The organism is Streptomyces sp. 7N604 (genome assembly GCF_052245475.1).
In the GTDB taxonomy this organism is placed as follows: Bacteria; Actinomycetota; Actinomycetes; order Streptomycetales; family Streptomycetaceae; genus Streptomyces.
On sequence record NZ_JBQQBX010000025.1, the window covers coordinates 59,545 to 85,976 of the forward strand.

The following is a 26,432-nucleotide window of genomic DNA, read 5'->3' on the forward strand; positions in this document are numbered from 1 at the left end:
CCACCAGCGTAAGCGGGAGAAGGAGCTGCGAGACTGTCCTCATGACGGAGACGACAGTCGGGATCGGCGGTGCGGCGGAGAGCACGGACATGGTGCTCAACATCGGGCCCCAGCACCCGTCCACGCACGGCGTGCTGCGGCTGCGGATCGTGCTGGACGGCGAGCGGATCCAGCACGCGGAGCCGGTGGTCGGCTATATGCACCGGGGCGCGGAGAAGCTCTTCGAGGCCCGCGACTACCGCCAGATCATCGTGCTCGCCAACCGCCACGACTGGCTGTCGGCCTTCTCCAACGAACTGGGCGTCGTGCTCGCCGTCGAGCGGATGCTGGGCATGGAGGTGCCCGAGCGCGCCGTCTGGATGCGGACGCTGCTCGCCGAGCTGAACCGGGTGCTCAACCACCTGATGTTCCTCGGCTCGTACCCCCTCGAACTGGGCGGAATCACCCCGATTTTCCACTCGTTCCGGGAGCGCGAGGATCTCCAGCACGTCATGGAGGAGATCTCCGGCGGCCGGATGCACTACATGTTCAACCGGGTCGGCGGGCTGAAGGAGGACCTCCCCGCGGGCTGGCTCGGCCGGGCGCGGGCCGCGGTGGCGGAGGTGCGCTCGCGGATGGACGTGTACGACCGGCTGGTGCTCGGCAACGAGATCTTCCGCGGCCGCACGCGCGGCGTCGGCGTGCTGGCGGCCGGGGCGGTGCACGCGTACGGCGTGAGCGGGCCGATCGCCCGCGCCTCGGGCGTCGACTTCGACCTGCGGCGCGACGAGCCGTATCTGGCGTACGGGGAGCTGCGGGACGTCCTGAAAGTGGTCACCAGGACCGAGGGCGACTGCCTGGCCCGCTTCGAGTGCCTGCTGGACCAGACGCACAACTCACTCGAGCTGGCGGACGCGTGCCTCGACCGGCTCGAGGGACTGCCGCAGGGGCCGGTCAACCAGCGGCTGCCAAAGGTGCTGAAGGCGCCGGAGGGGCACACGTACGCGTGGACCGAGAACCCGCTCGGGCTCAACGGCTACTACCTGGTGTCGAAGGGCGAGAAGACGCCGTACCGGCTGAAGCTGCGCTCGGCGTCGTACAACAACATCCAGGCGCTGACGGTGCTGCTGCCGGGCACGCTGGTCGCGGACATGGTCGCGATCCTCGGCTCGATGTTCTTCGTCGTGGGTGACATCGACAAGTAACCGGACCCTTCACCAAATAGCGGGGGCATTCACGCTGTTCACCGAACAGCCCGATAGCCGGACAGCCGGACAGCCACCGCCCTTCAGGACGAGTGGGCGCGCAGCTCCCGTACGTCGATCTGCTCGGTCTCGTCGTGCTCGGTGAGGTCGATGACCTCGCCCCCGTCGGCTTCCTCCTCGCGGGCGGCGGCCAGCGCCTCGGCACCGACGACGTCCGCCAGGTCCTCCCCCGCCAGGTCCTCGGCTACCACGTCCCCGGCCGCCACGTTCTCGGCCGCCACGTCCCCGGCCGCCACGTCTCCGGCCCCCAAGTCCTCGCCGGATTCCGCCGGGACCGGCGACGGCGACGGGGCCGCCGCCAGCTCGGGCCGCTGTGCCGAGGCCAGGGCTGGCCGCTCCGGGCGCTTGCGGCCCCCGGACTTGGCGCCGAAGAAGTCGAAGCCCCCTTCGACGCGGGACGTCGGGCGGCGCAGCGGCGCGTACGGCACGACCGCGGCGGCCACCGGCACTTTGTGGCCGTCGTCGTCCGACCCCGCCGCGTCGTCGGTTTCGGTCCCGCCATCGGCCCCGGCCCCGGCGGAGCCGGCAGGGGCGTCGGCGGAGTGGGCAGCGGCGTCAGCGGTGTCGACGGAGTCAGCGGAATTGGGGGAATGGGCCGAGTCGGCGGAGTTGGCGGCCGAACGGGACCCGGTGCCCTCCCCGGTGGCCGCCGCGTGCTTCCCCTGTGACTGCTCCTCCCCCGCGCGCTCCTGCTCCTGCTCCCGTTCCCGCTCCCGCTCCCGCTCGGCGAGGTCGCGGCGGCGGGCGGCTTCGACCGTCCGCTTCGCGTGCTGGCGGGCGCCGTTGCGGATCAGTTCGGTGAGCGCCCGGTCGGCCCTGGCGTACGCGCCGGGAGTCGGGGCGCCGTTGGCGTCGAGGAGGCCGTTGGCCGACGCCGCGGTCAGCTCCTTGGCCGGGGCCGCCGCCTCCAGCGCGAGCAGCCTGCGGCCTTCCAGCGCGCTCGCCCGCTCGGTCTCGGCGGTCGCGTACCGGCGCAGCAGTTCGGCGTGCTCGTTGCGCAGCCGGGAGAGCTCGGTGCGCTTGGCGCGCAGCTTGGCCTCGAGGGCGGCACGCATCTCGCGCGACTCCTCGAGGTCGCCCTCGACTTCGGCTATCCGCTCCTCGGCGCGCCACTCGTCGCTGCGGCGGGCCCGGGTGAGCTCGGCGACGCGCTTGCCCGCGGCGCGGTCCCAGGAACGCATCAGGACCGCGCCGGTGACAGCGGCGGCGGCAGCGGCCGCCACCAGCACACGGAGCGCCACGGGATCGCCGAGCAGCCAGGCACCGGAGGCGCAGGCGACTGACGCGCCGGCGACCGCCGAAGGGGGAAGAAGCCTGTGCAGGGGCGGCGAATGGCGGTGACGTCCACGTGGCATGGCCAGAAACTTACCGTGCGTGCGGTACGCGTGGGGAGGCAGCAGCCAATCTGTTTTCCGCCGGTTGCGTTGCCGCTACCCCTTCAGCAATCGCTTGGACTCCAAGTACTCCTTCGCCACATCCGCGGGCTTCTGCCGCTCCGCGTCGATCTTCCGGTTCAGCTGGATCAGGTCGTCGGTCGTCAGGACCTTCGTGAGCTTGCCGAGAGCCGCCTCGACGCCCTTGTCTCCCGCGTCCTTCGCATTCACCACGGGCAGTACGTTGTCGGCGTTCTGCAGGCCCTTGTCGTCCTCGAGGAGAACCAGGCCGAAGTCCTCGAGCGTCGCGTCGGTCGTGGTGGTGAGCACCAGCTGGTCGGTGCCGTCCTTGACCGCCTGCTTGGCCTGCGGCGTGCCGACGCCCTTGGGGTCGATCTCGGTGATGTCGATGCCGTACGTCTTCTCGAGCCCCGGCCGGCAGAACGGCCGGAGGTCGCACTCGTCGCCCGCCGCGATTTTGATCTTCTGCTTCGACTTCCCCAGGTCCGAGAGGGTTTTGACGTTGTGCTCGGCGGCGAATTCCTTGGTCACGGCAAAGGCGTTCTGATCGACGGCCTCACCGGCGGGGAGGACCTTCAGTCCCTTCGGCTCGGCGAGCTTCTTCAGCGCCTCGACGGTCTTGTCCACATCGCTGGACGCGACCGGCTCCGCCTCCGGCCCGTTCTTCTTCGTGTTGAGGAATTCGGCGAGCGTGGCGGCGTATTCCGGTACGACGTCGATCTGGCCCTTCTCCAGGGCCGGTTCGTACAGCTCACGGTTCTTCAGGGTCTTGATCTCCGTGCCGTAGCCATCGTCCTCCAGCAGTTGGGAGTACAGCTCGGCCAGGAGCGCGGACTCGGTGAAGCCGGCCGAACCGATCACCAAGGAGCCCTTCTTGCCCCCACCGCTGCCCGTGTCCGAGCCGCTGTCCTTCTCCTCCAGGCTCTCGCCACCGCACCCGGCAGCCGTGGCCGCCAGCGCGACGGCGGCCAGGGCCGCGCCCGCCGCCCGTACTCCACGCCTCGCGCGCGGGGTCCTGCTCATGGGAATCACCATCCAACCGATCGTTTCTCACACTGCCGTGGTCACTGCCCTGGCAGGGGCTGCCGCGGCAGTACGCCGCCGCATGGGGTCCAGGAGTCGCCCGGCGGCGACGAGCACGGCTTCGACGAGCAGCGCCAGTGCGGCCACGAGCACCGCTCCGGCCACCACCTGCGGGGTGTTGTACGTGTTGAAGCCGTTCGTGATGATCCGGCCGAGGCCGCCCTCTCCGGCCATCGCGGCGAGCGTCGCGGTCGCGACGACCTGGACGGCGGCGGACCGCAGACCGGTCATGATCAGCGGGTAGGCGAGGGGGAGTTCGACCCGGAGGAACAGCTGGCGCCCCGACATGCCCATCCCGCGGGCCGCCTCCACCACCGCCGCGTCCACCTCGCGCATCCCGATGTAGGCGTTGGTCAGCAACGGTGGCACGGCGAACAGCACCAGCGCGATGATCGTCGGCAGGTCGCCCTGTTTACCGAGCGGGGTGAGTGTCAGCAGCACCAGCACGGCCAGAGTCGGAACGGCCCGCCCCACGTTGGAGAGGTTGACGGCAAGCGCGCCGCCCCGCCCGATGTGTCCCAGATACAGCGCGTTCGGCAGCGCGATCGCGCAGGCCAGCAGCAGGCACACCGAGCTGAAGTACAGGTGCTCGGCGAGCCGGTGCCACACCCCGTTCTCCCCCGCCCAGTTGGCGCCCGTGGTCAGCCAGGTCCAGGAATCCGCGATCGCGCCCATCCGTCAGGGCCCCTTTCCCGCGCGCACCCGGCCCCGGGTCCACGGCGTGAGCACCCGCTGTACGGCGAGCAGCATCACGTCCGCGGCCACCGCGAGCACCACGCAGATGACGGAGGCGGTGAGCACCTGCGCCTTGAAGTTGCTGTCGAGACCTTCCAGGATGAGCGTGCCCAGACCGCCGTAGCCGACGATCGCGCCGACCGTGGTGAGGGCGATCGTGGACACCGCGGCGATGCGCACGCCCCCGAGCAGCGCTGGCAGCGAGAGCGGCAGTTCGACTTCGAACAACAGGCGTATCGGCCCGTAACCCATCCCGCGGGCCGCCTCCCTGGCCTCCTCGGGCACCGCGTCGAGTCCGGCCAGGATGTTCCGCACCAGGACCGTCAGCGAGTAGAGCACGAGCCCTGTGACCACCACGGAGACCGAGACCCCGAACAGGGGCATCAGCAGCGAGAACATGGCGAGCGACGGCACGGTGTAGAGCACGGAGGTCAGGCCGAGCACGGGCCCGGCGAAGGCGCCGCGCCGCCGGGCGAGCAGCGCCAGCGGGAAGGCGACCAGCAGGCCGATGGCGACCGAGGCGGACGTGATCCCGACATGCTCGACCGTGGCGTCCACCAACTCCTGGCTCCGGCTGCTGACGTACTCGCCGCAGATCCAGTCGTTCGCCCTCAGGCAGCCCCGCTCACTCATGCCCCTCCACCTCCCCCGGCCTGCTCGTTCCAATGCCTGGCGACCCTATCCCCAAGGACTGACAATCGGTGAAGATCGCCATACCCCGGCAATACGCTCTTCATAAATCCCGGCCCGGGACCAGCCACAATGGGGTGCCATGATCCGCTTCGACCACGTCACCAAGCGCTACGCCGACGGCACGACCGCCGTGGACGACCTGTCCTTCGAGGTCGCGGAAGGCGAGTTGGTCACGCTCGTCGGACCCTCCGGCTGCGGCAAGACCACCACGATGAAGATGGTGAACCGGCTCATCGAGCCCACCTCCGGCCGGATTTTCCTGGAGGGTGAGGACATTTCGGCCATCGACCCGGTGGAGCTGCGGCGCCGTATCGGCTATGTCATCCAGCAGGTCGGCCTCTTCCCGCACAAGACCGTCCTCGACAACACCGCCACGGTGCCGCACCTCCTCGGCTGGCACCGCAGGAAGGCCCGCGACCGCGCGGCCGAACTGCTCGACCTGGTCGGCCTCGACCCGTCCGTATACGGCGGCCGCTACCCCGACCAGCTCTCCGGCGGCCAGCGCCAGCGCGTCGGCGTCGCCCGCGCGCTCGCCGCCGACCCGCCCGTACTGCTCATGGACGAGCCCTTCGGCGCCGTCGACCCGGTCGTGCGCGAGCGCCTCCAGAGCGAGTTCCTGCGGCTGCAGTCCCAGGTCCGCAAGACCGTCCTCTTCGTCACCCACGACATCGAGGAGGCGGTACGGCTCGGGGACCGCATCGCCGTCTACGGGGACGGGCGCATCGAGCAGTTCGACCCGCCCGCGGCCGTCCTGGGCGCGCCCGCCACGCCGTACGTCGCCGACTTCGTCGGCGCGGACCGCGGCCTCAAGCGGCTGTCCGTGACCGCGATCGAGAGGAGCGACCTCGAACAGCCGCCGGTCGTCCACCTCGACGACCCGCTCCCGAAGGCAGCTGCCCGGCTGACCGACGAGGGCGCACGCTGGGCGGTCGTCCTGGACGACTCCGAGAACCTGCACGGCTGGATCTCGCTGGACGCGGTGACGTCGGGGAGCGCGGGGGGTTCCGGAGGCTCGGGGGGTTCCGGAAGCTCGGGGAGTTCCGGAAGCTCGGGGAGTTCCGGAAGCTCCGGCAGCGCAGCGGGCACGGTGCGGGGGCACGCCCGCCGCATGGAGGCCTGGCTACCGCTCGGCGCCACCCTGAAGCAGGCGTTCAGCACGATGCTCCAGCACGACGCGGGCTGGATCGCGGTCGTCGAAGGCGACCGCTTCCTCGGCGTCCTCACCCCGGCCCGCCTCCACGAGGCCCTCCGCCGATCCATCGACGCGGACGCCAACGCAATCGCCCGCGAGGACGTCGACCTCGAGACGGTGGCCGGAGCGTAACCCTCGCTGGGCGGGCCACTCCGCGCTGCGACCTCCGCCCCCACCGGGCGGTCAACTCCGCGCCACGCATCCCGCCGACGCGCCATAAAACCACCCTCAACTGCCCATTCCACCCCTACCGGACAGCCCGCCGACGCTGCGGGCCCGCCCCACCGGCCAGACCACCAAGGCCGCGGTCCGCCCTGCCGGGCAGGCAGCTCAGCGCCACGTGTTCCGCTGACGCACCGGAAATCCACCCCCACTGGCTACTCCCCCTGCCGGGCAAGCCGCCCCCGCGCCGCGTATTCCACTGACACGCCAGCTCCACTGCCCATTTCACTGCCTACCGGACAGGCCGCCGACCAGACGGGCAGCCGACGCCGCGGGGTCCGCCCTCACCGGGCTGGCGGTCCAGCGCCGCGTACTCCGCTGACGCGCAGGAAAATCGTCCCGCACCTGCCCACCTCGCCCCCGCCGGACAGGCGTCGCCTCTGCGGGACTCGTCCGTCGCCTGAGGCGGGATTTCTTCGCGGCCGCCCCGTCTTCTGCCCGACTCGCTGCCCGTTCTCCTACGGCGCAGGGGGCAGGCAGCGGGGGGTTGAAGGGGCAGAGCCCCTTCAAAGGGCGGGCAGGTGGGCGGGTAGGTGCCCGCCGCGCAGCGTCGGCAGCAGGGTCGCAGGCGCGCAGCGGCGACAGGAGGGTCGCAGGCGCGGAGCGGCCCGCCCGGCGAGGGCTATCGCGGAGCGGCCCGCCCGGCGAGGGCTATGCCGGCGCGGCGCCCTCCGGCTTGTCCTCGTCCTCGTCCTCCGGGAGTTTGCAGACGCGCTCCAGGAACAGCGCCGCGATCACCACCGCGATCCCCGCAACCACCGACAGGCCCGCGTAGATCGCCTGGTCGCGCCGCGGCCCGGCGTCCAGGCCGTCGAGCAGCAGAAAGACGAACGCCCCGCCGTACATCCCCGCCACCAGCGCCGCCACCAGCGCGCTCGCCTGCCCGAAGACCACAGCCCGGGCGGCCACCAGCGGATCCACGCCCTTCGCGCCGGGCCGCCGCTCCCGCTGCGCGTTCAGCCGCGCGCGCAGCGACAGCGCGGTCGCGGCCAGCACGGCCGCGATCGCCCCCAGCACGATCGGAGCCGCCACCGGAACCCTGGGCAGCGTGCCGAAGGTGTCCCAAAGACGCGCACCGGCCCAGGACAGCACCCCGGCCACGGCGAACAGCCCGAACAGGACCCTGACCCGCAGCTGCTTCACTGGCTCTCTCTCCTCGCGATGGCGCCCGAGCCCAATTGAGCCCGACAGAGCCCGACCGTGCCCGCCCGTCCTCGTACGGCGCCGCCCGCCCGCGGCCCCCTACCCGGGAGCCTAACGACTACTCGGGCAGCCGGAGTTCCAGGTCCGCGCGCGGTTCCACGCCCGTGCGCCCCACCGCCGCCAGCAGCTCGGTGACCGCGCCGCGCCCCGGAACCACGGCCTCCGGGTCGATGTCGTACCACGGCACCAGCACGAAGGCCCGCTCATGGGCCCGTGGGTGCGGCAGGGTCAGCACCGGATCGTCGGAGACCACGTCCTGGTACGCCACGATGTCGACGTCGAGGGTCCGCGGCCCCCAGCGCTCGTCCCGCACCCGCTCGAAGGCCTCCTCGATCGCGTGCCCCCGCTCCAGCAGCGCGGACGGCGGCAGCGTCGTCTTGACCAGCACCACGGCGTTGAAATACGTCGGCTGCGAACCCGGCTCCACGCCCCACGGCTGCGTCTCGTAGACCGGCGAGACCGCCTTGACGCGCAGCCCCGGGGTGTCCTCCAGCGCGTCGACCGCACCCTGCAGCGTCTCCAGGCGGTTGCCCAGGTTGCTGCCCAGCGCGATCACCGCCCGTTTGGGGTTGCTCAACGTGACATCGGCCGCGTCCACCTGCTGGACCACCGAGGCGGGCACGGGCTGCACGGTCGGGTCGCTGCTGGTGCTCATACTCGGCTCCGGGTGATGGTGATGGTCACGTCGTCGAACGGCACGGTGATCGGGGCGTCCGGCTTGTGCACGACGACCTCGACCTCCCGCACCGCCTCGTGCTTCAGACACTGCTGGGCGATCCGCTCCGCCAGCGTCTCGATCAGATCCACCGGCTCGCCCTGCACGAGGTCCACGACCTCCTCCGCCACCACCCCGTAGTGCACGGTCTTCGCGAGGTCGTCGTCGGCCGCCGCGGGGCGGGTGTCCAGGCCCAGCACCAGGTCCACGATGAAGGTCTGACCCTCCTCGCGCTCCCGCGGGAACACCCCGTGGTGACCCCGGGCCTTCAGGCCGCGCAGCGCGACACGGTCCACGCGAATCACTCCTGCTGGTCGTCTTGTCTTCGGGTGCCTTCGGGCGCGCACCGGGGCCGCGCCCGGGTGCCACTCGCTTTGAATCTACCTGCGAGCACGGACAACGCTCACGTACGGGGGCTGCGGACACGGGTTCCCCCCGGCCGCCGTGCGGCTCGGCCTGCGCTTACCCCACCGCCCTGCCCCCCACCCCTACCCGGCTCTCCCCCGGCTCGAACGAGTGGGCCCGGGCACGGCGCTGACGCCCGCGCTGACGCCCCCGCCGACGCTGACGATCAGCTCTCGCCGTCCTCCTCGTCCTGGTTGTCAGCGAGTACGGGTGAGCCGTGATGAGACCACACCTTCCAGCCATCCGCTGTGCGCCGGAACACATTCGTCGCGACGACCAGCTGCCCCACGAGCGGGCCCAGGGCGCCGTCCTCCTCCGCGGGCCCGCCGCTGAGGATGTTCTCGGTGCAGGTCACCAGCGCCGTGTCGTCCTCGACCGCGACCTCGACATCGGTCAGGAAGAACTGGATGTAGTCGGTGTTCGCCATGATCAGGGCGTACGAGCGCAGGACCTCGCTGTGACCGCGCAGCACCGGCCACCCCGGGTGCACACAGCTGACGTCGCCGTCCAGCCACATCCCGGACACGGCCTCGAAGTCGCCCTGCTCCATGGCCTCGTAGAGGGCCGTGTTGGCCAGCTCGACCTGCTCGCGGTCCGTGCGGGCCGCGCTCACGCCATCCCCTCGTACGCGTAGCGAACAGCAGTCACAGCGCCCCCTCCACCGCGCGCGCCACGCGCACCGCATCCGCCGTCGGCCGTACCTCGTGCACCCGTACCGCCCAGGCGCCCTCGCGCGCCGCGATGGCCGAGACGGCGGCCGTCGCCGCGTCCCGCTCGCGGGCCGGCGGGGGGCTGCCGTCGCCCCCGGCCAGCACCCGCCCCAGGAACCGCTTCCGCGAGGCGGCCACCAGCAGCGGCCTGCCCAGGCCGTGCAGTTCCCGCAGGTGGGCGACCAGCGCCAGGTCGTGCTCGGCCTGCTTGGCGAAGCCGAGTCCCGGGTCGACCACGATCCGCTCCGGGTCGACGCCCCCCTCGACCACGGCGTCCATACGGGCCCGCAGCTCGTCCAGGACCTCCGCGACCACGTCCCCGTAGACGGCCCGGCTGTTCATCTCCTCGCTGAACCCGCGCCAGTGCATGACCACGAACGGCACCCCCGCCGCGGCCACCACCGGCACCATCGCCGGGTCCGCGAGCCCTCCGCTCACATCGTTGACCAGCACCGCCCCGGCCGCGACCGCCTGCTCGGCGACCGAGGCGCGCATGGTGTCCACGGACACGACGACGCCCTCGGCGGCCAGGCCGCGCACGACCGGGATCACCCGGCGCAGCTCCTCGTCCTCGTCCACCCGCGTGGCCCCCGGGCGCGTCGACTCACCGCCGACGTCCACCAGATCGGCCCCGGTGGCGGCCAGATCCAGCCCGCGCTTGACCGCCGCGCCGGTGTCGAACCAGCGGCCGCCGTCCGAGAAGGAATCGGGCGTGACATTGACCACGCCCATCACCGCACAGCGGTCCCACTCCGGAAGACCGGTCACCCGCCCGCGCAACGTGCTCATGCCCCCAGCCTAGGCCGCGACGACGCGGCTTCGGCTAGTGGGTTGCGGGCCGGACGGGTCTACGTCGATCTACGCCACCTGAGGCTCTCGTTCCGGCTTGTGGGCCGGGGCCACGGCGCCGAGGTGCGCGTGAGCGCAGGGGCGGGCGGCCGAACCGCGGGCGAACGGGCGCGGCAGGCCCAGTGTGACGAAGCCCTCGGCCTGCATCGCGGCGAAGCCGATGCGCGGCAGGTCACGGGTGTTCCCGAAGACCAGGAACCGCGGCTCCCACCGGGGCCGGAACTTCGCGTTGAACTTGTAGAGCGACTCGATCTGGAACCAGCGCGAGAGAAAGACCAGCAGCCCGCGCCACCCGCGCAGCACCGGCCCCGCGCCGAGCCGCTCGCCGCGCGCCAGCGCAGCGCGGAACATCGCGAAGTTCAGCGACACCCGCTGCACCCCGAGCTTCGGCGCCGCCTGCAGCGCGGCCACGATCAGCAGTTCGTTCATGCCGGGATCCGCCGAGCGGTCGCGCCGCATCAGGTCCAGCGACATCCCGTCCGGCCCCCACGGCACGAAGTGGAGTACGGCCTTCAGGTCGCCGTACGGGCTGGAGTGACCGCGGGAGTGCCCGCCCGCGTGTCCGCCGGCGTGCACGCCCGCGTGCTCGCCGGAGAGCCCGCCGGACTGCTCCCCGCCGTCGTCCGCCTTGTGCGCCGTGGCGATCACGCAGTCGCCGTCCGCCGGGTCCCCGATCCGCCCGAGCGCCATCGAGAAGCCCCGCTCGGTGTCGGTCCCACGCCAGTCCGCCGCCGCCCGCCGGACCCGCTCCAGCTCCTCGGCGCACAGGTCGGACACCCGCCGCACCCGCGTCTCGTAGCCGTTCCGCTCGATCCGCTTCACCATCTGCCGTACGTTCCGCATGGCGCGCCCTGACAGCGTGAAGTCCGGTACGTCCACCACGGCCTCGTCGCCCAGCTCCAGTGCGTCCAGACCGGTCTCGCGGGTCCATACCTGGCCACCGGTCTCGCTGCAGCCCATGACCGCCGGGGTCCAGGAGTGCAGCCGCGCCTGCTCCATGAACCGCTCGATCGCCCCGGGCCACGCCTCGACGTCGCCGATCGGGTCGCCGCTGGCGAGCATGACGCCGGATACGACGCGGTAGCAGACGGCGGCCTTGCCGCTCGGCGAGAAGACGACGCCCTTGTCGCGGCGCAGCGCGAAGTGGCCGAGCGAGTCGCGCCCGCCGTGCCGCGCCAGCAGCTCGCGCAGCCGGGCCTCGTCGTCGTCCGTGAGCCGCGCGGCCGGGGTCTCGGGGCGCAGCGCGAGGTAGATGGTGGTGATGGCAGTCAGCAGACCGAGCGCGCCGAGCGAGTAGCCGACGGTCCAGGACACCCGGCCCGTGTAGCCGACCGGGCCCTCCAGGCCCACGAGCCCGTACAGCACGTGCTGCAGCCGGTCGGCGAATCCGGGTTCCCCGATGACCCTGCGCGGGTGCGAGCTGACGATGACCATGCCGAGGCCGATGCTTGCCGAGCCGAGCAGGACGAAGTTGGCCGGCGCCTTCCAGCGGCTGCGCGGGTCGGGGAGGGCGGCGAACTCGCCGCGGTGGCGCAGCAGCAGCGCGAGGAGCGCGAGGGAGAGCAGCGCACCGACGAGGGAGTGCCGGTAGAGGAACTGCGCCACCGCGCCCGCGGGCAGCAGTACGACGGCGGCCGTCCAGGCGCGCCGCTTGCGACGCTTGAGGCCGTGCGCGAGGAGCAGGAGCAGCATGCCCGCGGAGATCGCGAGGGCGGCGGCGAACGGGCCGAGCGCGCCGGGCAGCACCTCGGCGAAGGCGTGCATCCGGCTGTGCCGGAAGCGCGGGAAGACCCCGGCGGCGATGTCCAGCAGGCCTATGAAGGTGCAGGCGGTGCCGACCCGGCCCGGCACCTTCTCGGGACGCGGTCCGCGCAGCGGGCGGCGCAGCCGCCCCTGCCGCACCGGAACCACATCGGACTTTTCACCATCTACCGTGACAGACATCGCTTCGCGTGGCTCCGTCGGGAAATATTGCGGCGGCTGCTCGCGCCATCCGGACAAATTTGCGCCCTCTAGGACGCCGATTCCCGGGCCCGGGTTGCGCCTGCCGGACTCCATGTGCCCATGAGCCGGGAAGCGGTGGCACCACCTCCACCGCGACACCGGCGACGCCGGGTCGCCCGCACAGGAAGCCGTCCATGGGTCTTACCAGCAAGAAAGTCCTGCTGCTCGCCGTCGTGGCGGCGGTTTTACTGTTCGCGATGACCGTGTGGCTGTGGCCGCGGCTGGCCCGCCGCAGCGCGCCCGCGGTGCTCGGACGGATCGGCGTGCTGCTGGCGACCCAGCTCTCGATCCTCGCCGCCGGGGGTCTTTCGGCCAATTTCTACTTCGGCTTCTACGCCTCGTGGGCCGATCTGCTCGGCACCGACCAGGACATGGGCGTCGTCGTGGAGCACGGCGAGGGCTCCTCGAAGCAGCTCAGGGTGGTCGGGACGCAGAGCGTCGGCACCCCGGGCGGCGGCAGCCCGAAGCGCGCGGGCCGGATCGACAAGGTCCAGATCAACGGCGCGAGCACGGGGATTGCGGCGCCCGCATACGTCTACCTGCCGCCGCAGTACTTCCAGAAGCAGTACGCCCGTACGCGGTTCCCGGCCGCCCTCGTCCTCACCGGCTACCCCGGCACGGCCGAGAACCTGATCACGCGCCTGCAGTACCCGCAGACCGCGACCCGCCACATCGCCGCGGGAACCATGCGCCCCACCATCCTGATCATGATGCGGCCGACAGTCGCGCCGCCGCGCGACACGGAGTGCGTGGACGTTCCCGGCGGCCCGCAGGCCGAGTCCTTCTTCACCAGGGACATGCGCGCCGCAGTCGCCTCCCATTACCGGGTGGGCGAGCAGGCGCGCAGCTGGGGCGTGATCGGCAACTCCACCGGCGGCTACTGCGCGGTCAAACTGACCATGCGCAACCCCCGGGCGTTCTCGGCCGGCGCCGGCCTCTCCGGCTCGTACAAGGCCCCGCAGGACCCGACCACCGGCGACCTCTTCGGCGGCAGCACACAGTACGAACGGGAGAACGACATGCTGTGGCGGCTCGACCACCGCCCCATGCCTCCGGTGTCCGTTCTCCTGGCCAGCAGCAAGAAGGGCGAGACCAACTACCGGGACACCCGCGCCTTCATCGTCAAGGCGAAACCCCCGCTGCGCGTCTCGTCGATCATCCTCGACAGCGGCGGCCACAACCTCAACACCTGGAACCGCGAGGTCCCGCCGGCCCTGGACTGGCTGTCGAAGCGCCTCAGCGCGCCATGATGAGGCTCATGGCCTCGGAGCGCGTGGCGGGGTCACGCAGCTGGCCCCGCACGGCCGAGGTCGTGGTCTTCGCACCCGGCTTCCGTATGCCGCGCATCGACATGCACAGGTGCTCGCACTCGACCACCACGATCACGCCACGCGGCTCCAGGATCTGCATGAGCGAGTCGGCGATCTGCGTCGTCATCCGCTCCTGCACCTGGGGGCGGCGGGCGTAGACGTCCACGAGCCGGGCGAGCTTCGACAGTCCCGTGATCTTGCCGTCCGTGGACGGGATGTAGCCGACATGAGCGACCCCGTGGAACGGCACCAGGTGGTGCTCGCAGGTGCTGTACACCTCGATGTCCTTGACCAGCACCATCTCGTCGTGCCCGAGGTCGAACGTGGTCGTCAGGACGTCCTCCGGAGCCTGCCGGAGGCCGCTGAACATCTCCTTGTAGGCACGCGCCACGCGCGCCGGGGTCTCGAGGAGCCCCTCCCGGTCCGGGTCCTCGCCGACGGCGATGAGCAGCTCGCGAATGGCGTTCTCGGCCCGCTTCTCATCGAAATCGCCGATGTGGCCCTCGCCGTCCAGCGTCACCGGGTCGGTCATCTGTGCCTCGATCCTCGTACGTCCGTGCAGGCGCTCATGGCCGAAAGCCGCGCCTCCTCAGGTTAGAACCCGAGGGGGCGCGGCTTTCATTCCGGGCCCCGTGGGGCCTCAGGTGCTCTGAGCAGGCTCAGCTGTCGGCGCTGGGCTCCTCCGGGCGCTCCGCCTTCTCGGTCGGCACCGTGGCGGGTGGCGAGCTCGAGCCCGGCTGAGCGCCGTTGGCCATGGTCAGCTCTTTCGGGGAGAGCACCGGCGGGCGGGTGGAGGGCGTACGGCGCGAGGAGCCGGTCCACGCCGGGCGCGGCGGGCGCTTCACGACCGTCGAGAAGACCTCGGCGATCTCCTCCTTGCCAAGGGTCTCCTTCTCCAGCAGCGCGAGGACCAGGTTGTCCAGAACGTCGCGGTTCTCGACCAGGATCTCCCAGGCCTCGTTGTGCGCCGCCTCGATGAGCTTCTTGACCTCCTCGTCGACCAGCGCGGCGACCTCCTCCGAGTAGTCGCGCTGGTGAGCCATCTCACGGCCGAGGAAGGGCTCGGACTGGTCGGAGCCGAACTTGATCGCGCCGAGCCGCTCGGTCATGCCGTACTGCGTGACCATCGCGCGAGCCGTCGCGGTCGCCTTCTCGATGTCGTTCGCCGCACCCGTGGTCGGATCGTGGAACACGAGCTCCTCCGCGGCTCGGCCGCCCAGCATGTACGCCAGCTGGTCCAGCATCTCGTTGCGCGTGGTGGAGTACTTGTCCTCGTCCGGCAGGACCATCGTGTAACCGAGCGCTCGGCCGCGGGACAGGATGGTGATCTTGTGGACCGGGTCGCTGTTCGGAGAGGCCGCCGCGACCAGGGCGTGTCCGCCCTCGTGATACGCGGTGATCTTCTTCTCCTTGTCGCTCATGATCCGGGTCCGCTTCTGCGGGCCGGCCACGACGCGGTCGATCGCCTCGTCCAGGAAGTGGTTGTCGATCAGCTTCTTGTCGCTGCGGGCCGTGAGCAGCGCGGCCTCGTTCAGGACGTTGGAGAGGTCGGCACCGGTGAAGCCGGGGGTACGGCGGGCGACCGCACCGAGGTCGACGTCGGGGGCGACCGGCTTGCCCTTCTGGTGGACCTTGAGGATCTCCAGGCGGCCCTGCATGTCCGGGCGGTCGACGGCGATCTGCCGGTCGAAGCGGCCGGGGCGCAGCAGGGCGGGGTCGAGGATGTCGGGCCGGTTGGTGGCGGCGATCAGGATGACCCCGCCCTTCACGTCGAAGCCGTCCATCTCGACGAGCAGCTGGTTCAGCGTCTGCTCGCGCTCGTCGTGGCCGCCGCCGAGACCCGCACCGCGGTGCCGGCCGACAGCGTCGATCTCGTCGACGAAGACGATCGCCGGGGCGTTGGCCTTGGCCTGCTCGAACAGGTCGCGGACCCGGGACGCACCGACACCGACGAACATCTCGACGAAGTCGGAGCCGGAGATCGAGTAGAACGGGACGCCCGCCTCGCCTGCGACGGCGCGCGCGAGCAGCGTCTTGCCGGTGCCGGGCGGGCCGTACAGCAGCACACCCTTGGGGATCTTGGCGCCGACGGCCTGGAACTTCGCGGGCTCCTGCAGGAACTCCTTGATCTCCTGGAGCTCTTCCACCGCCTCGTCGGAGCCCGCCACGTCGGAGAAGGTCGTCTTCGGGGTGTCCTTGGTGATGAGCTTGGCCTTGGACTTCCCGAAGTTCATCACCCGGGAGCCGCCGCCCTGCATCTGGTTCATCAGGAACAGGAAGACGACGACGATGAGGACGAACGGCAGCAGTGAGAGCAGAACGCCGACGAAGGGGTTCTGCTTGGACGGCGACACCGTGTAGCCGTCGGGCAGCGTGTCCCGGTCTCCATCGTTGGTCTTGGCCTGCAGGTCCTGGGCGAGCTGGGCGCCCTGGTCACCGATGTAACTGGCCTGCAGCTTGTTGCTGCCCTCGACCTTGGTGCCGTCCTTGAGTTCGACCTTGATCTTGTTTTCGTCGCCGGTCGTCAGCTCGGCGGACTGGACCTTGTTGTCGGCGATGGCCTTGACGACCTGGCCGGTGTCCACCGTCTTGTAGCCGCCGGACGAGCCGACGACCTGCATCAACACGACCACGGCGAGGACGGCCAGCACGATCCACATGACCGGCCCACGGAAGTAGCGCTTCACGTCCATCCATACGGGGTGCCTTGCACCCCGTCCCTCCTGCCACAGTGAGGCACGACAGCTCCGGCTGGAACCGTCTGTGCGTGCGGTGTATTACCCGACCTATTGCGAGTCCGACCTTCGGACCGTACCCCAGCATTGTCACCCGACGCCGCCCCGCACGGTTAACAAAACCGTCTTCCCATGCTCCAACGGCGGAAGACCGCGAGACGTTCCCGCGCATGACCGCCGCCGGGGTGGGGGGCCGGACGCCCGGTCAGCCGCCGTAGACGTGCGGTGCGAGCGTGCCCACGAAGGGCAGGTTCCGGTACTTCTCCGCGTAGTCGAGGCCGTAGCCGACCACGAACTCGTTGGGGATGTCGAACCCGACATATTTCACATCGATGGCGACCTTGGCGGCCTCGGGCTTGCGCAGCAGCGTGCAGACGTTCAGCGAGGCCGGTCCGCGCGAGCTGAGATTCGACAGCAGCCAGGACAGCGTCAGGCCGGAGTCGATGATGTCCTCGACGATCAGCACGTCCTTGCCGGCGATGTCGGTGTCGAGGTCCTTGAGGATCCGCACGACGCCGGAGGACTTGGTGCCCGCGCCGTACGAGGACACCGCCATCCAGTCCATCGTGACGGGGTTGGACAGGGCGCGCGCCAGGTCCGCCATCACCATCACCGCGCCCTTGAGGACACCGATGATGAGCAGGTCCTTGCCCGCGTACTCCGCGTCGATCTTCGCGGCCAGCTCGGCCAGCTTCGCGTCGATCTCTTCCTTGGTGATGAGCACCGACTGGAGGTCGGTGCCCATGTCCTTGTCGTCCACCCGCGCCACTCTCGGTTGTTCCGGTGCAGCCGGACGCACGGCTCGGAGGTCCGTACGGGCCCGGTGCGGCCGAAGGTTTCGGCTCAGTGCTCGGCGGCGGCCTCGTCGCGTCGCCGAATCACCAGACTGCCACACCGGCGGTGCACCTCGACCCGGCCGGGGAGGTTGATGACCCCCTGGCCGCGCCAGCCGGTGATCAGCCGGTCGACTTCCTCGATGTGCTTGGCGAAGAGGGATCCGGGCGGAGAGCCCGCGGCGATGGCGGCACGGCGGAGCACGCGGCGCCGGACGGCAGGCGGGAGGGCATGGAGCTTGGCGGCGTCCAGGGCGGCGCTGCCGCTCTCACCGCCCGCGGCGGCGTCCGCCCGTACGAACTGCTCGGCGTCGGCGGCCCAGGCGTCGAGCGCGTCGGCGTCGTCGCGGGAGAGCTGGGCGGTGCGGGCGAGGGCTTCGATGACGCCCTTGCCCAGGGACTTCTCCAGGGCGGGCAGGCCTTCGTGGCGCAGCCGGGAGCGGAGGTAGGCCGGGTCGGAGTTGTGCGGGTCGTCCCAGACCGGGAGGCACTGGACGAGGCAGGCCTTGCGGGCGGTCTGGCGGTCGAGGTGGAGGAAGGGGCGGCGGTAGCGGCCGCGGGTGCCGGAAACGGCGGCCATCCCGGACAGGGAGCGGGTTCCGGAGCCGCGGGCCAGGCCCAGCAGGACGGTTTCAGCTTGGTCGTCGCGGGTGTGGCCGAGCAGCACGGCGGCGGCGCCGAGCCGCTCCGCGGCCTCGTCGAGGGCGGCGTAACGGGCGTCGCGGGCGGCGGCCTCGGGGCCGCCCTGACGTCCGACGCGGACTGCTGTCGTCTCCACGGGGTCGAGGTTCATGGCGCGCAGGCGCTCGGCGACCTCGGCCGCGCGCTGGGCGGAGCCGGGCTGCAGACCGTGGTCGATGGTGATGCCGCCGGCGCGGATGTCCAGCTTGGGGGCTTCGAAGGCGAGGGCGGAGGCGAGCGCCATGGAGTCGGCGCCACCGCTGCAGGCGACGAGGACGAGCGGGCGCGGGGAGGCGGCGGGCGGAGTTCGTGGGGTGTCGACGCCGTTCAGAACGTCGTTGAGCACGTCGTGCAGGACGCGGCGGACTGCCAGGCGTATCGCTGCGACCGCTGGATGGGGACCCATGTCCGGTTCACTTCCTCGAGGCCGGTGGCGGGCCGCAAGGGCTCAGCCACGGCGTGTCGGTGACGACTTGTCAGTCACGGCTTTCATCACACTGAGTAGATAGATGGTGACAGAGGCGAGCCGTTCCCCGGGCATCGCACGCCTAATCCTTGCCCCAGGGTCCCTCGGACGGGTGACTGGTGGGGCGTACTTCTGCCATCTTCGGCCTTCGAACGCGCCCCTTCCGCGACCCTGCCCTACGGTGCCCCGTCGGTCTTGCGGTGCACCCGCGCGATCCAGTCCGCCGGTTTGGAGATCTCCGCCTTGGTGGGGAGCGTGTTGGGAGAGGTCCAGACGCGGTTGAAGCCGCCCATGCCGACCTCGTCCACCACGGCCCGTACGAACCGCTCGCCGTCCCGGTACTGCCGCAGCTTGGCGTCGAGGCCGAGCAGCTTGCGCAGCGCCTGGTCGAGCCGGCCCGCGCCGCTGGCCCGGCGCCTCTGGAACTTCTCGCGGATCTCGGCGACGGACGGTACGACCTGGGGGCCGACGCCGTCCATCACGTAGTCCGCGTGGCCTTCGAGCAGCGACATCACGGCGGTGAGGCGGGCCAGGATCTCGCGCTGCACGGGCGTCTGGACCAGCTCGACGATGCTGCGTCCTGCGCCGTCCTCCGGGCTGTCGGGGCGGTTGCCGGTGAGCGACTGGGCGGCCTCGCGCAGCCGCTCGAGGAGGGTGGACGGGTCGATCTCGGTCTCGTCGAGGAAAGACTGGATCTCGCCCTCGATGTGGTCGCGCAGCCAGGGGACGGCGCTGAACTGGGTGCGGTGGGTCTCCTCGTGGAGGCACACCCAGAGCCGGAAGTCGTGCGGCTGGACGTCGAGTTCGCGCTCGACGTGGACGATGTTGGGAGCCACGAGGAGCAGCCGCCCGGCGCCGTTCTCGCCTGCGGGGAGTTCGCGGGTGGCCGGGGCGAACGTCTCGTACTGGCCCAGGACACGGGAGGCGAGGAAGGACAGCAGCATCCCCAGCTCGACGCCGGTGACCTTGCCGCCGACAGCACCGAGGACGGCTCCGCCGGGGGTGTTGCCGCGGCGCTCCTGCATCTTCTCGAGCAGCGGCCTGAGGACCTCGCGGAACCCGGCGACGTTGGCCTTGATCCACCCGGTTCTGTCGACGACCAGGACCGGCGTGTCATGGCCGCCGACGGCTCCCGGCTCCGCCAGACGGGTGAACGACCGAACGTGCTCCTCGGACGACTTGGCGTGCCGGCGCAGCTCGGCGACGACGGCCCGCGCCTCGTCGCGGCTCACCTCGGGACCCGGCCGCACGAGCCGGGTCGCGGTCGCCACCGCGAGATTCCAGTCGACCATCTCCGCACCACCGATGCTCGTCATGAATTCACGGTACGTGCTGAAACGCCCTTCCGGTGAGGCCTGCCCTTAGCCCGGCCCCGGAGCCCCACCCTCGGACGGGCGGGTTCGGTGCCCACCCACCCATCTGTTCGTGGGGCCCGGGGGCGGCCCGTGAGGGCGGGGGCGGGGGCAGGACGGCGGGTGACGGGCCGTGGGCCCCGTCCTCCGCGGGAGGTCTGGGTCCCAGGGAACGGGTGGGCGGGGGATCGCGGAGCGGCCCGGACGGCGAGGTCAGCGGCAGCCGCAGTTGGCGACCGCCGACGCCAGGCGGTCGAGAGCCGACTGGGCCGCCCTGCCGTCGCCGGACTTCGACGTCATGAACGCGAAGGCGAGCAGGCGGCCGTCCGCGTCGACGACCGTCCCCGCGAGCGTGTTCACACCGGTGAGCGTGCCGGTCTTGGCGCGGACCATGCCCGTGCCCGCCGGCGCGTCCGCGTACCGGCTGCGCAGCGTGCCGCTGAAGCCCGCCACCGGCAGCCCCGTAAGGACGGGCCGCAGTTCCGGCCGGTCCGGGTCCGCGGCCCGTACGAGCAGCTGGGCGAGGAGGCCCGCGGAGACCCTGTCGTCGCGGCTGAGGCCGCTGCCGTCCGCGAAGCGTGCGCCGTCGAGCGGCACGTCGAGCTTCTTCAGCCGGACCGTCACGGCCCGCTCCGCGCCCTCGAAGGTCACCGGTTCGCCCTCGGCGATCGCGGTCTGCCGGGCCAGGGCCTCGGCGATGTCGTTGTCGCTGACCGTGAGCATGCGCTCGACCAGCGCCGACAGGGGCTGCGAGCGTACGGCGGCGAGCCGCTCGGACCGCGGGGGCGCGGCCGTGAGGTGCGGGTCGCCCTCGGTGTCGACGCCCCGCTCGCGCAGCAGCTCGGCGAACGTCCGGGCCGCGTCCGCCGCCGGGTCGGCGGAGCGCGGGGCGGGGCCGCTGTCGCTGTCGTCGAGGCGGCCCTCGTCGGCCATGAGCGGGCTGACGGGCGCGATGTTCGGGTTGGGCCCGATGGCGTGCATCGCAGGCCCGGCGTAGCGGGAGGTGTCGTACGCGAGCTCGACCTTCTGCCGGCCGCGGTCCTTCAGGGCGCGTGCGGTCTCGTCGGCGAGGGTACGCAGGCCGGCGGGCCCGTCCGGGCCCTTCCCCTCGCGGGCCGTGAGCGTCGGGTCGCCGCCGCCGACCAGGACGATCTCGTCGTCGCCGCCCCCTTCGACGACGGTCGTCTCGATGCGGTGGTCGGGACCGAGCGCGTCGAGGGCGGCCGCGGCGGTGGCGATCTTGATGGTGGAGGCCGGTACGGAGGCGGTGCCCGCGCCCGAGCCGTAGAGCTGCTTGCCGGTCGTGGCGTCGACGACGGACGCCGTACGGAGCGGGCCGAGCGCCGGGTCCTTCAGGAGGGGCGCGAGGGCGTCGGCGAGCCCGGCCCTGGTGGGCGGCGGCACGGGATCGGGGGACCGCGCCGGGGCGGCGGCGCCGAGCGCGGCGAGTACCGCGGTCGCGGGCGGCGCGTCGCCCGCCGCCGCCCTGCCGGAGCGCCCGCCCCGCCCCTCGCCGTGATCCTCGCCACCCGTCCGGCCCGAAGCCACTGCCCGCTCCCGCTCGGCCGTACGCTGGCCTGAGTCCCAGGGACCCGCCGCCGTCACCGCACCGCCCGCGACGGCCAGTCCGACCAGGGCGGATACGACGGGCAGATGCAACGCCGGTACCGCCCGCCACCGTTCGACGGCCCAACTGAACTGCCACGATCTGGCCTCGGGCACCTCGGACCAGCCCCTTTCGCCACCACACACACGCGTGAGGGACACTTAATCACCCGAAGTATGTGCTGATCATGGAGGAGCCACCCGTGGAGTTCGACGTCACCATCGAGATCCCGAAGGGTTCGCGGAACAAGTACGAGGTGGACCACGAGAGCGGTCGCATCCGCCTGGACCGTCGACTCTTCACATCGACCAGCTACCCCGCCGACTACGGCTTCGTGGAGAACACGCTGGGTGAGGACGGCGACCCGCTGGACGCGCTGGTCATTCTCGACGAACCGACGTTCCCCGGGTGCCTGATCAAGTGCCGGGCAATCGGCATGTTCCGGATGACGGACGAGGCGGGCGGCGACGACAAGGTGCTGTGCGTGCCGGCGTCCGACCCGCGCGTCGAGCACCTGAGGGACATTCACCACGTGTCGGAGTTCGACCGCCTGGAGATCCAGCACTTCTTCGAGGTCTACAAGGACCTGGAGCCCGGTAAGTCCGTGGAGGGCGCGACCTGGGTGGGCCGGTCCGAGGCCGAGGCCGAGATCGAGGCCTCCGTGAAGCGGCTCGAGGCCCAGGGCGGCCAGCACTGAGTCGCTGCCGTCGGCGCTGAGTCGCTGAGCAGCGGTTTTCTTTCCCGCGGGCGGGCGGCGCACCCTAGGAAGGGTTTGCGTCGCCCGCCCGTTGCGCGGTCCCCCCGCGCCCTGTGGGGGGCGATCGGGGCGACCGTGCGGCATGGTGTCCGGTGACGTCCCGGAAATAGCTATCCAAAAGCACCCGAACAGCACAGGCTCAACGCCCGTGGCAGGAAACACCCGAAGGCGTGAGAGAGGAGGAACGAAACGACGTGGTCGCGAACCCGAAGGGGCCACGCCCCCTGGCTTCGCCCGGAGGATCCCCGCACAACGGCGGCTGGGGGAGGAACAGCGCCGGTCCGGAGGCCGAGCAGTCCGAGGACCGCAAGCCGCAGTCGGACGAGGCGCACAGCGCCTTTACTCCTCCGTCCGGCGTGCCCCTGCCGCCAGTGCCAGAGGACGATCAGCCCACTTCGGAGTTCGCCGTGCCGAGCGGGCTCGCGCCGGAGCCCCCGCCGGAGCCGGAGGGTTCGGCCTTCGCCCCGCCCAGCGGGCAGATCGCGCAGCCGCAGTCACAGACGCAGACACAGACGCAGGCCGGGCAGCATCCCGGCTTCGTGGCCTTCACGCCGCCGAGTGGCATCCCCATGGTCCGGCTGACCAAGGACACGCCGTGGCAGGACCGGATGCGCACGATGCTGCGTATGCCGATCGCCGAGCGGCCCGTGCCGGAGCGGGTGCAGCGACAGGAGGACGAGACCGGCCCCGCGGCGCCGCGCGTCCTGGACCTGACGCTCCGCATTGGCGAGCTGCTGCTGGCGGGCGGTGAGGGCGCGGAGGACGTCGAGGCGGCGATGTTCGGCGTCGCCCACGCGTACGGCCTGGACCGCGTCGAGCCGACCGTCACCTTCACCCTGCTGTCGGTGTCGTACCAGCCGTCGCTCGTCGACGACCCGCTGACGGCCAGCCGGACCGTACGGCGGCGGGGTACGGACTACAACCGGCTGTCCGCGGTCTTCCGCCTGGTCGACGACATCTGCTCGGAAGACGTCGAGGTCACGCTGGAGGAGGCCTACCGGCGGCTGGTGGAGATCCGGCGCAACCGGCACCCGTACTCGAAGTGGACGCTCACGGTCGCCAGCGGTGCGCTGGCGGGCGCGGCGAGCACCCTGGTGGGGGGCACCTGGCTGGTGTTCTTCGCGGCGGCGATCGGCGCGATGCTCGGCGACCGGCTGGCGTGGATGGCGTCCAAGCGCGGGCTGCCGGAGTTCTACCACTTCGTGGTGGCGGCGATGCCGCCCGCCGCGGTGGGGATCGCGGTGAGCCTGGCCCAAGCGGATGTGCAGGCCTCCGCGGTGATCACCGGTGGGCTGTTCGCCCTGATTCCGGGGCGGGCGCTGGTCGCGGCCGTCCAGGACGGGCTGACGGGCTACTACATCACCGCGTCCGCGCGCCTGCTGGAGGTCTGCTATCTGATCGTCGGCATCGTCTGCGGCGTGCTGATCGTGCTGTACGGCGGTGTGCGGCTGGGCGCGACGCTGCGGCCGGAGGAGGCGCTGGGCGGCGTCGCCCAGCGGCCGGTGACGCAGATCCTCGCGGCGATGCTGCTGACGCTGGCCTTCGCGGTCCTGCTCCAGCAGGAACGTCACACCGTGCTGATGGCAACGCTCAACGGCGGGGTCGCATGGGTCATCTTCGGAGCCCTGCACTTCGACCCGGTCGGGATGAACCCGGTGGCCTCGACGGCGGTGGCGGCGGGTCTGGTCGGCCTCTTCGGCCAGCTGCTGTCGCGTTACCGGTACGCGTCCGCGCTGCCGTACGTCACGGCGGCGATCGGGCCGCTGCTGCCCGGTAGCGCGACGTACTTCGGACTGCTGGGGCTGGCCCAGGGCAACATGAACGCGGGCATGTCGTCGCTGACGAAGGCGGCCGCGCTGGCGCTCGCCATCGCGATCGGTGTGAACCTGGGCGGTGAGATCGCCCGGCTCTTCATCCAGGCCCCGGGCGCGGCCGAGGCCATGGCCCGCCGAGCCTCCAAGCGCACCCGCGGCTTCTAGGCCCCCTGACTCAAGGCTTACGGGGCGGGGGTGTGCCCAGGGTTGTGCCTGCAGGAGGCCGCCCGGGGGCGCCGGCTCGGCGAGGCTGTCCCCCGGCGGAGTTACCTCTTGGCGTGGCGGCGGCGCTGGGCCGGTGACGGGGACGGGGTGTCGCCCGGCTCGGCGGGGGCCGCCGCGGCGGCCTTCTTCGACTTGCCGCGGGCGCGGAGGTACTCGATCACGATCGGCAGCACCGAGAGCAGGACGATCCCGACGAGGATCCCCTCGATGTTCTTGTGGACGAAGTCGACCCGGCCGAGCGCTGCTCCGAGCAGCGTGACCCCGACGCCCCACAGCACGCCGCCGATGACGTTGAAGGTGATGAAGGACCGGTAGTTCATCCGGCTCACGCCCGCGATGATCGGCGTGAAGGTCCGCACGACGGGCACGAAGCGGGCCAGGACCAGGGACTTCGGGCCGTACTTCTCGAAGAACTCGTGGGCCTTCTCGACGTTCTCCTGCTTGAAGAACCTGGAGTCCGGGCGCTTGAAGAGCGCGGGCCCCACCTTGCGGCCGAAGAGATAGCCCGCCTGGTCCCCGGCGATCGCCGCGAGTGCGATCAGCGTGCAGATGAGCCAGAGCGGGGTGTCCAGCTTGTCCGTGACCACCAGCAGACCGGTGGTGAACAGCAGCGAGTCGCCCGGCAGGAAGAAGCCGATGAGCAGGCCGGACTCGGCGAAGACGATCGCGAGGATGCCGATGAGCCCGAAGGTGTTGATCAGGTAGTCCGGGTCCAGCCAGCTTGGGCCGAGCGCGAGGGTGGTCACGGTTGACAGGCTCCTGGGTCGAGGGCGCAGGCACAAGCAGGGCCCGGGCACAGGTTCGGGGCTGGGGGTGTGGCGCTGGGTGTACCGCCCAAAGCTATCAACGCGAACGCGCGTTCCCCGGTTCCGGAGGCCGGACCGGGCACCCGAGGTGCGCCCACACCGCCACCACGCGACGCTTTCGGGAGGAGGTGGATGTGTGATGGGCATCGACGAGTACGGAGGCGGACAGCGGACCGCGTCCGACGTCCTGGTAGTGACGACGAACGACGTGCCGGGCTACCACGTCCAGCAGGTCATCGGAGAGGTCTTCGGCCTGACGGTGCGCTCGCGCCACCTCGGCAGCCAGATCGGCGCGGGTCTGAAGTCGATGGTCGGCGGCGAGCTGAGGGGCCTGACCAAGACGCTGGTCGAGACCCGCAATCAGGCCATGGACCGGCTGGTGGAGCAGGCCAGGGCGCGCGGCGGGAACGCCGTACTGATGATGCGCTTCGATGTGACGGAGGCTGCGGACGTGGGCACCGAGGTGTGCGCGTACGGCACGGCCGTGGTGCTGGCCCCGCAATCCTGACGGGTGCCGCCGATCCACCGGGGCCCCGCCTCCTGCGGACGGACGCGGGGCCCCGGCCTCGGACCGGGCCCAGCGGGCCCAGCCCCGGGGGCATGGCCCCACGCGCCGTCAGGCGTCGCGGGCGGCGTTGGCGAGGATCGCGTCCCGCAGGTACCCGGCGAGGCCCGGCTTGATCTGCTCGAACGTGGCAGAGAAGCGCTCGTCCGACATGTACATCTCGGCGAGCCCGGTGTGTATCTCGTACGTGCACTCGTAGAAGTTCCGGCTGATCTGCTGCCGGTGCTCCTCGGCCAGGTCCATCGCCTCCCCGGAGTCCGGCGCGGCACCGGCGTCCATCAGGGCGGTGAAGGCGCTGGTGTTCTGAGCACCTTCGGCCTTGATGCGCAGCCAGTCCTCCTTGGTGTAGGAGGACGCCCTGCGCACCGACTCCCGATAGGGCTCGGTGTCTCCCCAGCGCTGCAGCGACTCCTCCGCGTACTGGTCCGGGTCGTGCTCGCCGAAGACCTCGAACTTCTCCTCGGGCGTGAGGTTGATGCCCATCTTCCGTGCCTCCATGGCGTGTTGGACGGCGGCGGCCATCTTCTGAAGCTTCTCGATCCGGACGGTGAGCACGTCGTACTGCCTCCGCAGGTGCTCCTGCGGATCCGCGTCCGGGTCGTCGAGCAGGGCCGCGACCTCTTCGAGCGGAAAGCCGAGCTCCCGGTAGAACAGGATCTGCTGCAGCCGGTCGAGGTCGGCGTCGTCGTACCGCCGGTGACCCGCGTGGCTGCGGGCGCTCGGGGAGAGCAGCCCGATCTCGTCGTAGTGGTGCAGGGTGCGCACCGTGACACCGGCGAAACCGGCGACCTGTCCCACGGAGTAGCTCATCGTCTCCGCACTCCTTTCTGCGT

At 71.3% G+C, this 26,432-nt stretch carries 24 protein-coding genes; 6 read left to right on the plus strand and 18 right to left on the minus strand.

Translation table 11 applies throughout. The annotated features are described in order from the left end of the window. The first annotated feature begins 41 nt into the window (after positions 1–41). The gene (locus tag ACTWP8_RS26135) at positions 42–1,184 is read left to right on the plus strand and encodes an NADH-quinone oxidoreductase subunit D (RefSeq protein WP_443324560.1); all 1,143 of its coding nucleotides are present in this window, start codon (positions 42–44) and stop codon (positions 1,182–1,184) included. Positions 1,185–1,267: 83 nt separating this feature from the next. Here the strand turns inward: ACTWP8_RS26135 and ACTWP8_RS26140 are convergent, their stop codons facing one another. The 4 genes from ACTWP8_RS26140 to ACTWP8_RS26155 all read right to left on the minus strand — a co-directional run bounded on the left by ACTWP8_RS26140 (position 1,268) and on the right by ACTWP8_RS26155 (position 5,089). After that, the gene (locus ACTWP8_RS26140; protein ID WP_443324561.1) at positions 1,268–2,599 is read right to left on the minus strand and encodes a hypothetical protein; all 1,332 of its coding nucleotides are present in this window, start codon (positions 2,597–2,599) and stop codon (positions 1,268–1,270) included. 75 nt (positions 2,600–2,674) lie between these two features. Continuing rightward, the gene (locus ACTWP8_RS26145) at positions 2,675–3,661 is read right to left on the minus strand and encodes an ABC transporter substrate-binding protein (RefSeq protein WP_443324562.1); all 987 of its coding nucleotides are present in this window, start codon (positions 3,659–3,661) and stop codon (positions 2,675–2,677) included. A 27-nt stretch (positions 3,662–3,688) separates the two neighbouring features. Then, a complete protein-coding gene (locus tag ACTWP8_RS26150) occupies positions 3,689–4,396 on the minus strand; it encodes an ABC transporter permease (RefSeq protein WP_443324563.1) in 708 nt (235 codons plus the stop codon). 3 nt (positions 4,397–4,399) lie between these two features. Beyond that, complete coding sequence (locus tag ACTWP8_RS26155) at positions 4,400–5,089, minus strand: ABC transporter permease (RefSeq protein ID WP_443324564.1); 690 nt, start codon at positions 5,087–5,089, stop codon at positions 4,400–4,402. 139 nt (positions 5,090–5,228) lie between these two features. Between ACTWP8_RS26155 and ACTWP8_RS26160 the strand changes: the two genes are divergently transcribed. Continuing rightward, on the plus strand, positions 5,229–6,473 hold the full coding sequence (locus tag ACTWP8_RS26160) for an ABC transporter ATP-binding protein (RefSeq protein ID WP_443324565.1): 1,245 nt from the start codon (positions 5,229–5,231) through the stop codon (positions 6,471–6,473). A 741-nt stretch (positions 6,474–7,214) separates the two neighbouring features. On the opposite strand, the gene ACTWP8_RS26165 is transcribed toward ACTWP8_RS26160, so the two are convergent. The 6 genes from ACTWP8_RS26165 to ACTWP8_RS26190 all read right to left on the minus strand — a co-directional run bounded on the left by ACTWP8_RS26165 (position 7,215) and on the right by ACTWP8_RS26190 (position 12,389). Next, a complete protein-coding gene (locus tag ACTWP8_RS26165) occupies positions 7,215–7,706 on the minus strand; it encodes a DUF3180 domain-containing protein (RefSeq protein WP_443324566.1) in 492 nt (163 codons plus the stop codon). Between the two features lie 118 nt (positions 7,707–7,824). Continuing rightward, positions 7,825–8,421 carry a 2-amino-4-hydroxy-6-hydroxymethyldihydropteridine diphosphokinase gene (gene folK, locus ACTWP8_RS26170; protein WP_443324567.1) on the minus strand — a complete coding sequence of 199 codons (597 nt, stop codon included), beginning with the start codon at positions 8,419–8,421 and terminating at the stop codon, positions 7,825–7,827. Then, positions 8,418–8,777 carry a dihydroneopterin aldolase gene (gene folB / locus ACTWP8_RS26175; RefSeq protein ID WP_443315706.1) on the minus strand — a complete coding sequence of 120 codons (360 nt, stop codon included), beginning with the start codon at positions 8,775–8,777 and terminating at the stop codon, positions 8,418–8,420. Before folB ends, folK begins: the two co-directional genes overlap by 4 nt. 275 nt (positions 8,778–9,052) lie before the next feature. Continuing rightward, the gene (locus ACTWP8_RS26180; protein ID WP_443315705.1) at positions 9,053–9,499 is read right to left on the minus strand and encodes a nuclear transport factor 2 family protein; all 447 of its coding nucleotides are present in this window, start codon (positions 9,497–9,499) and stop codon (positions 9,053–9,055) included. A 31-nt stretch (positions 9,500–9,530) separates the two neighbouring features. Continuing rightward, positions 9,531–10,385, minus strand: coding sequence for a dihydropteroate synthase (gene folP, locus ACTWP8_RS26185; protein ID WP_443315704.1), 855 nt, complete (start codon positions 10,383–10,385; stop codon positions 9,531–9,533). 69 nt (positions 10,386–10,454) lie between these two features. Beyond that, positions 10,455–12,389, minus strand: a complete 1,935-nt coding sequence (locus ACTWP8_RS26190; RefSeq protein WP_443324568.1) for a phosphatidylglycerol lysyltransferase domain-containing protein — start codon at positions 12,387–12,389, stop codon at positions 10,455–10,457. Between the two features lie 194 nt (positions 12,390–12,583). On the opposite strand from ACTWP8_RS26190, the gene ACTWP8_RS26195 reads away from it, so the two are divergent. After that, positions 12,584–13,699 carry an alpha/beta hydrolase gene (locus tag ACTWP8_RS26195; RefSeq protein WP_443324569.1) on the plus strand — a complete coding sequence of 372 codons (1,116 nt, stop codon included), beginning with the start codon at positions 12,584–12,586 and terminating at the stop codon, positions 13,697–13,699. On the opposite strand, the gene folE is transcribed toward ACTWP8_RS26195, so the two are convergent. From folE to dacB, 6 genes are all read right to left on the minus strand, one after another. Next, entirely contained in the window at positions 13,686–14,291 is a 606-nt protein-coding gene (gene folE / locus ACTWP8_RS26200) for a GTP cyclohydrolase I FolE (RefSeq protein ID WP_443315701.1), read from the minus strand. The genes ACTWP8_RS26195 and folE overlap by 14 nt on opposite strands. A gap of 127 nt (positions 14,292–14,418) precedes the next feature. Then, a complete protein-coding gene (gene ftsH, locus ACTWP8_RS26205) occupies positions 14,419–16,452 on the minus strand; it encodes an ATP-dependent zinc metalloprotease FtsH (RefSeq protein WP_443324570.1) in 2,034 nt (677 codons plus the stop codon). A 247-nt stretch (positions 16,453–16,699) separates the two neighbouring features. Further along, on the minus strand, positions 16,700–17,239 hold the full coding sequence (gene hpt, locus ACTWP8_RS26210; RefSeq protein ID WP_443315768.1) for a hypoxanthine phosphoribosyltransferase: 540 nt from the start codon (positions 17,237–17,239) through the stop codon (positions 16,700–16,702). A 98-nt stretch (positions 17,240–17,337) separates the two neighbouring features. After that, entirely contained in the window at positions 17,338–18,414 is a 1,077-nt protein-coding gene (gene tilS / locus ACTWP8_RS26215) for a tRNA lysidine(34) synthetase TilS (protein WP_443324571.1), read from the minus strand. A 236-nt stretch (positions 18,415–18,650) separates the two neighbouring features. Continuing rightward, positions 18,651–19,790, minus strand: a complete 1,140-nt coding sequence (locus ACTWP8_RS26220) for a zinc-dependent metalloprotease (protein WP_443324572.1) — start codon at positions 19,788–19,790, stop codon at positions 18,651–18,653. A gap of 249 nt (positions 19,791–20,039) precedes the next feature. Continuing rightward, positions 20,040–21,548: a D-alanyl-D-alanine carboxypeptidase/D-alanyl-D-alanine endopeptidase gene (gene dacB / locus ACTWP8_RS26225; RefSeq protein ID WP_443324573.1), complete on the minus strand. Its 1,509-nt coding sequence runs from the start codon at positions 21,546–21,548 to the stop codon at positions 20,040–20,042. Between the two features lie 86 nt (positions 21,549–21,634). On the opposite strand from dacB, the gene ACTWP8_RS26230 reads away from it, so the two are divergent. Then, complete coding sequence (locus ACTWP8_RS26230) at positions 21,635–22,129, plus strand: inorganic diphosphatase (RefSeq protein WP_443324574.1); 495 nt, start codon at positions 21,635–21,637, stop codon at positions 22,127–22,129. A 284-nt stretch (positions 22,130–22,413) separates the two neighbouring features. Continuing rightward, a complete protein-coding gene (locus tag ACTWP8_RS26235) occupies positions 22,414–24,168 on the plus strand; it encodes a threonine/serine ThrE exporter family protein (protein WP_443324631.1) in 1,755 nt (584 codons plus the stop codon). A gap of 101 nt (positions 24,169–24,269) precedes the next feature. Here the strand turns inward: ACTWP8_RS26235 and ACTWP8_RS26240 are convergent, their stop codons facing one another. After that, complete coding sequence (locus ACTWP8_RS26240; RefSeq protein WP_443324575.1) at positions 24,270–24,974, minus strand: DedA family protein; 705 nt, start codon at positions 24,972–24,974, stop codon at positions 24,270–24,272. A 199-nt stretch (positions 24,975–25,173) separates the two neighbouring features. Between ACTWP8_RS26240 and ACTWP8_RS26245 the strand changes: the two genes are divergently transcribed. Continuing rightward, positions 25,174–25,542 (plus strand): YbjQ family protein, encoded by a 369-nt coding sequence (locus ACTWP8_RS26245; RefSeq protein ID WP_443324576.1) that lies wholly within the window; start codon positions 25,174–25,176, stop codon positions 25,540–25,542. 108 nt (positions 25,543–25,650) lie between these two features. On the opposite strand, the gene ACTWP8_RS26250 is transcribed toward ACTWP8_RS26245, so the two are convergent. After that, complete coding sequence (locus ACTWP8_RS26250) at positions 25,651–26,409, minus strand: MerR family transcriptional regulator (RefSeq protein WP_443324577.1); 759 nt, start codon at positions 26,407–26,409, stop codon at positions 25,651–25,653. Positions 26,410–26,432 lie beyond the last annotated feature (23 nt).